The sequence below is a fragment of the Methanosphaera sp. A6 genome (genome assembly GCF_001729395.1).
In the GTDB taxonomy this organism is placed as follows: domain Archaea; phylum Methanobacteriota; class Methanobacteria; order Methanobacteriales; family Methanobacteriaceae; genus Methanosphaera; species Methanosphaera stadtmanae.
The window spans coordinates 1-6,506 of sequence record NZ_MAIF01000062.1 but is presented as its reverse complement, the minus strand read 5'-3'; the positions used below and the strand labels follow the sequence as shown (position 1 = coordinate 6,506).

7 protein-coding genes are annotated in these 6,506 nt (G+C 27.1%); 4 read left to right on the top strand and 3 right to left on the bottom strand.

Annotated features, from left to right (window positions below):
* Nucleotides 1-551: M48 family metallopeptidase (locus A9758_RS02120; RefSeq protein ID WP_069776322.1), on the bottom strand; the 551-nt coding region annotated here is incomplete at its 3' end.
* Between the two features lie 166 nt (nucleotides 552-717).
* On the opposite strand from A9758_RS02120, the gene A9758_RS02115 reads away from it, so the two are divergent.
* Together A9758_RS02115 and ade are read left to right on the top strand one after the other, a co-directional pair.
* The gene (locus tag A9758_RS02115) at nucleotides 718-1,911 is read left to right on the top strand and encodes an NAD(P)/FAD-dependent oxidoreductase (RefSeq protein ID WP_011406883.1); all 1,194 of its coding nucleotides are present in this window, start codon (nucleotides 718-720) and stop codon (nucleotides 1,909-1,911) included.
* A gap of 486 nt (nucleotides 1,912-2,397) precedes the next feature.
* Nucleotides 2,398-4,026 carry an adenine deaminase gene (gene ade, locus A9758_RS02110; protein ID WP_011406884.1) on the top strand — a complete coding sequence of 543 codons (1,629 nt, stop codon included), beginning with the start codon at nucleotides 2,398-2,400 and terminating at the stop codon, nucleotides 4,024-4,026.
* A gap of 1 nt (nucleotide 4,027) precedes the next feature.
* Here ade and A9758_RS02105 read toward each other — a convergent pair whose 3' ends face one another.
* On the bottom strand, nucleotides 4,028-4,621 hold the full coding sequence (locus A9758_RS02105) for a DUF447 domain-containing protein (protein WP_011406885.1): 594 nt from the start codon (nucleotides 4,619-4,621) through the stop codon (nucleotides 4,028-4,030).
* A gap of 12 nt (nucleotides 4,622-4,633) precedes the next feature.
* Nucleotides 4,634-4,801, bottom strand: coding sequence for a hypothetical protein (locus A9758_RS07535; RefSeq protein WP_011406886.1), 168 nt, complete (start codon nucleotides 4,799-4,801; stop codon nucleotides 4,634-4,636).
* 98 nt (nucleotides 4,802-4,899) lie between these two features.
* On the opposite strand from A9758_RS07535, the gene A9758_RS02100 reads away from it, so the two are divergent.
* Together A9758_RS02100 and guaA are read left to right on the top strand one after the other, a co-directional pair.
* Entirely contained in the window at nucleotides 4,900-5,460 is a 561-nt protein-coding gene (locus A9758_RS02100) for a GMP synthase subunit A (protein WP_011406887.1), read from the top strand.
* Nucleotides 5,461-5,490: 30 nt separating this feature from the next.
* Nucleotides 5,491-6,417: a glutamine-hydrolyzing GMP synthase gene (gene guaA / locus A9758_RS02095; RefSeq protein WP_011406888.1), complete on the top strand. Its 927-nt coding sequence runs from the start codon at nucleotides 5,491-5,493 to the stop codon at nucleotides 6,415-6,417.
* Nucleotides 6,418-6,506: the final 89 nt, after the last annotated feature.

Here is a 6,506-nt window from a genome sequence, read left to right as displayed (position 1 = left end):
AAAAAACAATATTCTCGTAGTCTATTATCATACTCCTTATAATCAGGAAACCTTTTCCTTATAATATTAAAAAATTCATCACTATGATCTAGAACTATTAAATGAACCAACTCATGATAAATAACATATTCAATTAAATCATTAGGTAGAAATCTAAGATCTTTTGATAAAGTAATATTACCTAAACTACTACAACTTCCCCATTTAGTAGTCATGCTTCTAAATTGTACCCTATTAACCCTCACATTTAATAAGTTTTCATATTTTTTAATATAATTCTTTGAGACTTCTTTTAAAATATTTAATGAATTATGTTCAATAGATTTATCCTTAGTTGATTGTCTTAATATATTTTGAGACTTATGAAATTCCAGTATTTTATTATAAATCCAATTATCCTTCTTATGAATATAGTACTCAACATCTCCCCTAAAATGCTTAGGTAAAATTAACTTAAGAACACCTCTTGATAATTCATAACGAACATATTTAACATCACGATAATCAACAATGTACTCCACTTCTATATCCCTAATTCTAATCTTAAACATGAAAAAAATTCCATTAATAATTCTTTCTAAATATTATTTATCATACAACAATTAATAAATAACTATTTACTTCAAATACAAAACACTAATAATTCATATTGTTATATATAATAATAGATTATGTTAATTTTAATTAACTCATAGACAAAAATCAAGGAAATAAAACATGAATATAAAAGAAGTTGATGTATTAATCATAGGGGCAGGACCAGCAGGATCATTAGCTGCAAGAGAAGCTAGCAAAAATGGTGCAAAAACATTAATCATAGATAAAAAATCAGAAATTGGTACACCAAAAAGATGTGCTGAAGGAATTATGAGTGGTGTTCTTGAAAGAGTACATATTACACCAGATGAACGTTGGATTGCAAGGAAAATTGATGGAGCTAGAATAGTTTCACCAAATAATACAAGTGCATGGTTTACACCAGAAACATTAGAAACACCTGCTACAGGTATAATATTAGAACGTAAAGTTTTTGATAAACATATGACAATGGATGCTATTAGAGAAGGTGCTGAAGTTATGATAAAAACCGAAGCATTATCCATGAAACGTGAGGGCGATGGATACTTAGTTGATATTAAAAGTTTTAACAAAGAATATAATCAAATTAAAGCACATATTGTTATTGGAGCAGATGGCCCTGAAGGTCATGTTGCTAGATGGGCAGAACTTAATACTAAAGTACCTCTTGCAGAGATGGAATCTGGCCTACAGTATGAGATGACCAATCTTAAAATGAAAAATAACTCAGTAATTCAATTTTTCTTTGGAAGTGTAGCTCCTGGAGGATATGCATGGATTTTTCCTAAGGGATATGATACTGCAAATGTAGGAATTGACATATCTGGAATTAAAGCCGAAAAAAGTGCTGTTAAATATTTAAATGATTTTATAGCTAATTGTGATGAAACAAAAGATGGTCAGATTGTTGAAATTAATGCTGGAGGAAATCCACTATGTGGTATATTTGATAAAATTATCACAGATAATGTTATGCTAGTTGGAGATGCTGCAGGATGTGTTAGTCCAATAACTGGTGGTGGAATTGACACTGCATTAGAAAGTGGTATGATTGCAGGTAGAGTTGCAGCAAAAGCAATAAAGAATCGTGATTATTCTGAAGAAAAATTACAAGAATATGCTGATTATATAGATAGTCACTTAGGTAAAAAATTTAAGAAATATATTGCAATAAGAGATGTATTATATAATTCAAGTGATGAAGATTTAGATGAATATATTACTGCATTAGCCAATGCTAATATTACAAAGCTCTCTACCAAATCATTAATCAAAGTAGTAATGAAAATTTCACCAAGAAAACTATTTAAATTACGTAAAATCTTATTATAATATGATTTTTACATAACTTCTTTTTTATAACCTTTTTTTTTGAAAATACAATATTTAATAATACTTTAAAGAAAATCAATTAAAAATATTTTCTAAAGAAAATCCTTCTTTTTAAAAAATAAAAACACAACAGAACAAAAAGTCATTTAAACTCCTTAAAATCTTAGAAAGCCCAAATAAAAAATAATCATATATAATGTATATTTTTTATAATAGATAAATACATATAATTATTATATAAATACAAAAATGAATAGAATAACTAGAGATATTTGAAATAAAAAAACATGAATCAAATAACACATAGTTAAACTTAAATCATTTAAATGAATTTTAAATAAACTAAAAAGAAATATATGTCATAGGGATAGATTATTCATTATTTTTTTAAGAATAAAATAAAAAAAATATTATATTTCAAAAATAAAACTAAAAATACATTAAAATTCATTATAGAGTTACTATTAAAAGGGGAGTAAAACAAAAATGTTGATAAAGGGAAATATTTTAAATGTATTTACAGATGAAATATATCCAGGAGAAATTAAAATTGAACATGGAATAATTGAATCAATAAAAGAAGTTAATGCCGATTTTAATGATATTATAGTTCCAGGTTTTATTGATGCACATATACATATTGAAAGTTCAATGTTAACACCGTCACGATTTGCTGAAATAGCTCTAAGACATGGAACAACATCAGTCATTGCAGATCCACATGAAATTGCAAATGTCATGGGAATGGATGGTATTGACTATATGATTGATGATGCAAAAAAAACACCATTAAAATATTATTTTACTGCACCATCCTGTGTACCAGCAACAAAATTTGAAAAATCAGGTGCTACTATAAGTCCAAACATAATAGACAACCTATTATCCAGGCCTGAATTTGTAGCATTAGGTGAAGTGATGGATTATAATGCTGTAATTTCTAATGAAAAAAGTATCTTGGAAAAAATAAAAATAGCAAAAAAATATCATAAACCAATTGATGGGCATGCACCATTACTAAGTGGAAAGAATCTACAAAAATATGTTAAACATGGTGTAATTACAGACCATGAAAGTACCACTAAAAAAGAAGTAGCTGAAAAAAAGAGAATGGGTATGAAGATAATGATCCGAGAAGGATCAGAATCTAAAATGCTAGAAAAACTCATTTACTCAAATTGTGATTTTATAGTATCTGATGATCTTAAACCAGAAGATCTTATTAATGGACATTTAGATAAATGTCTACGTAAAGCTGTTGACTATGGAATGGATCCATACGAAGCTATAAAACTTGTAACAATAAATCCTGCAGAACATTATAATTTAAATGCTGGAAGTATCAGTCCAGGTAAAAGTGCAGATTTAGTATTTATAGATAATTTACGTGATTTCACAGTAAAACGTGTAGTTATAAATGGTAATACCATATTTAAAAAACAAAAATTATTATTCCGTGCAAATCCACGTCCTATTGATACAACATTACATGTGTCCTTAACTAAACCAGAAGATTTTGATTTAAAAGCCCAAAATCCTGCACATAAAAGTGCTACTGTTAATTTAATTAATGTATCTGATAACACAATCATTACAAAACAATCCAGTGCAAAATTAAGTATTCAGAAAAAAACAATTATTCCTTCAGTATTTGAAGATATTTTAAAAATAAGTGTTGTAGATAGGTATGGTGGAAATACTATTTCAAATGGTTTTGTTAAAGGATTTGGAATTAAAAATGGAGCAATAGCATCTAGTGTAAGTCATGATTCACATAATATAATAGTTGTTGGAACTAACAGTGAATACATGTCTCGTGCTACTAATCACTTAATTGAAAATAAGGGAGGTCTTGCTGCAATATCCAACCAGGCTAAATTAGATGTTACCCTACCAATTGCAGGACTTATGAGTGATAAACCAGCAAAAGTAGTTGCTAATAATTCAGCAAAATTAAATGAATTAGTAAGTAACATGGGATGTGAATTATCTAGCCCATTTACATCATTATCATTTATGGCATTACCTGTTGTACCTGAAGTTAAAATGACAACAAATGGATTGTTTAATGTTAATACACATCAATTTATTGATATAATAAAAGAAGAAAAATAAGTTATTCTTCTATAATTTCTTTTTTTAAAAGTTTTAAAGACTGAATATGCTGATTATTTCCCGATTTTTTAATAAAACTAGATAAATTCTGAAGTTTATTAATATAATCATTTTTTTGAGTAGAATTCATGTATGGTATTCTTGTATAATCTACTAATAAATCAATTATCTTATTTGTTGCTCTGTTAATTACTGGTGGTTGATTATTTATTTCATGAATTTCCTCAATATTTGCAGTAATCTGTGTTAGTGTAACTTTTCCATAGTTATCTTCATGAACATATTCACATATAGAATATACATTAGCTTTAATAACTATATTTGAATCTAATAAAAAATACTCTTTATTATAATCACTTGGTGTTAATTTATTTAAAAGTGCCTTGGTGTATACTAGAGGATTTGTTGTAAATTGAATTAGAAATTCAGGATTAGTTTTTATATTTTTTAGAGTTCTATTCGGATATAAATTTAGAATTACTTTTTTATTATTGAATTTTATTCCAAATGGCTTAAAATTAACTTGTTTATTAAATGATGTTATTATTACCTCATAAATTGTATTTTCCATTAGATTAATTTCTATATCATCCATATTTTAGCCACATTAATATTGGTATTTACGTTGATCAAGCCATCGAGTTATTATTCCATAAACTAGAAATGCTACAATCATAACAAGAATTAATGGTAATAAAACTTTGAAAAATAAAAATATAAATATACTTGCAATGATTATACTAATTACAATAATTATTATATTATCAATTGTCATAATATAATATATAGATAAAAGTAATATATAATAAATTATTAAATCAGTAATTTTTTTATTATAAAACTTATTTTAAAAAAAAAATATGGGAATTTATCATGAGCATTGTTATTATTAATAATTTTGGACAGTATAATCATAGAATATCTAGAACTTTGAAGTATTTGAATATAGAAAATAGTCTTATACCAAATACTACTAGTTTTGAAGAAATAGAGCAAATGAACCCTAAAGGCATTATTTTAGGTGGAGGTCCATCTATTGAACGTATAGGTAATTGTAAGGAAATTATCTTAAATATGGACATTCCAATTTTGGGAATATGTTTAGGACATCAAATTATAGCTGATGTCTTTGGTGGAGAAACTAAATCTGCAGAGATTGAAAGTTATGCACAAATAGAACTTAATATTCTTAAGGAAAATGGTCTATTTAAAGGTATTGGTGATTCTCTTAAAGTATGGGCTTCTCATAAAGATGAAGTTGTTACTTTACCTGAAAATTTTGAAATACTTGCAAACTCAGATAAATGTGATATTGAAGCTATGAAACATGAAGATAAAAATATATATGGTATTCAATTCCACCCTGAAGTACAACACACACCACGTGGTGGAGAAATATTTGAAAACTTCAATAAAATATGTGAAAATTATTAAATTAATTTAAAGGTTGAGTGAAATAAGATGATGATGGACACTACTAAATTTATAGAAGAATCAATAAAAAGTATAAAAGAAGAAGTTAAGGATGAAAAAGTCATTATTGCCTTATCTGGTGGAGTAGATAGTTCTGTTGCTTCAATTCTTGCATCAAAAGCTATTGGAAATCAACTCGAAGCAGTATTTGTAGATCATGGTTTACTTAGAAAGAATGAAGCTAAAGAAGTTGAAGATACATTTAAAGATAGATTAAATTTTAAATTAGTTAATGCCCAAGATGAATTTATAGAAGCATTAGATGGTGTAACAGATCCTGAAAAGAAACGTGAAATTATTGGTCACAAATTTATTGAAGTATTTGAAAGAGAAGCTAAAAAATCAGGAGCTAAATACTTACTTCAAGGAACTATAGCACCAGACTGGATTGAAAGTAAAGGAAATATAAAATCACACCACAATCTTACATTACCTGAAGGTTTAGTATTGAAAATTATAGAACCTTTACGTGAATTATACAAAGATGAAGTAAGAGAAGTAGGTACTGCACTTGAATTACCTGATGCTATTGTTCACAGACAACCATTCCCAGGGCCTGGACTTGCAGTAAGAGTTCTTGGAAACATTACAAAAGAAAAACTAGAAATTTGTAGAGAAGCTAATGCTATTCTTACACAACACGTTGAAAACGAAGGATTAGATAAAGATTTATGGCAATATTTCGTAGTTTTAACAGATAGTAAAGTAACTGGAGTAAAAGGAGATCAAAGAGACTTTGGATACCTTGTTGTTATACGAATGGTTCAATCATTCGATGCTATGACAGCAAATGTACCAGACATTCCATGGCCATTCCTACATAAAGTATCACAGGAAATTACTGCTAATGTTCCCGAAATAACACACGTATCTCTCTCATTAAGTAATAAACCACCTAGTACAATAGAATTTGAATAATTCTATAACCTCCTTTTAATTTTTATTAGTCTAATTAATTTTTAATTATAATACAAAAAATATTTAATTACTTTTTTTAAAAAAAATAA

What these genes read in the sequence shown, in the direction of transcription:
- A9758_RS02115 (WP_011406883.1), top strand. Translation starts at nt 718, where the DNA reads ATGAATATAAAAGAAGTTGATGTATTAATCATAGGGGCAGGACCAGCA.
- ade (WP_011406884.1), top strand. Translation starts at nt 2,398, where the DNA reads ATGTTGATAAAGGGAAATATTTTAAATGTATTTACAGATGAAATATAT.
- A9758_RS02105 (WP_011406885.1), bottom strand. Translation starts at nt 4,621, where the DNA reads ATGGATGATATAGAAATTAATCTAATGGAAAATACAATTTATGAGGTA.
- A9758_RS07535 (WP_011406886.1), bottom strand. Translation starts at nt 4,801, where the DNA reads ATGACAATTGATAATATAATAATTATTGTAATTAGTATAATCATTGCA.
- A9758_RS02100 (WP_011406887.1), top strand. Translation starts at nt 4,900, where the DNA reads ATGAGCATTGTTATTATTAATAATTTTGGACAGTATAATCATAGAATA.
- guaA (WP_011406888.1), top strand. Translation starts at nt 5,491, where the DNA reads ATGATGGACACTACTAAATTTATAGAAGAATCAATAAAAAGTATAAAA.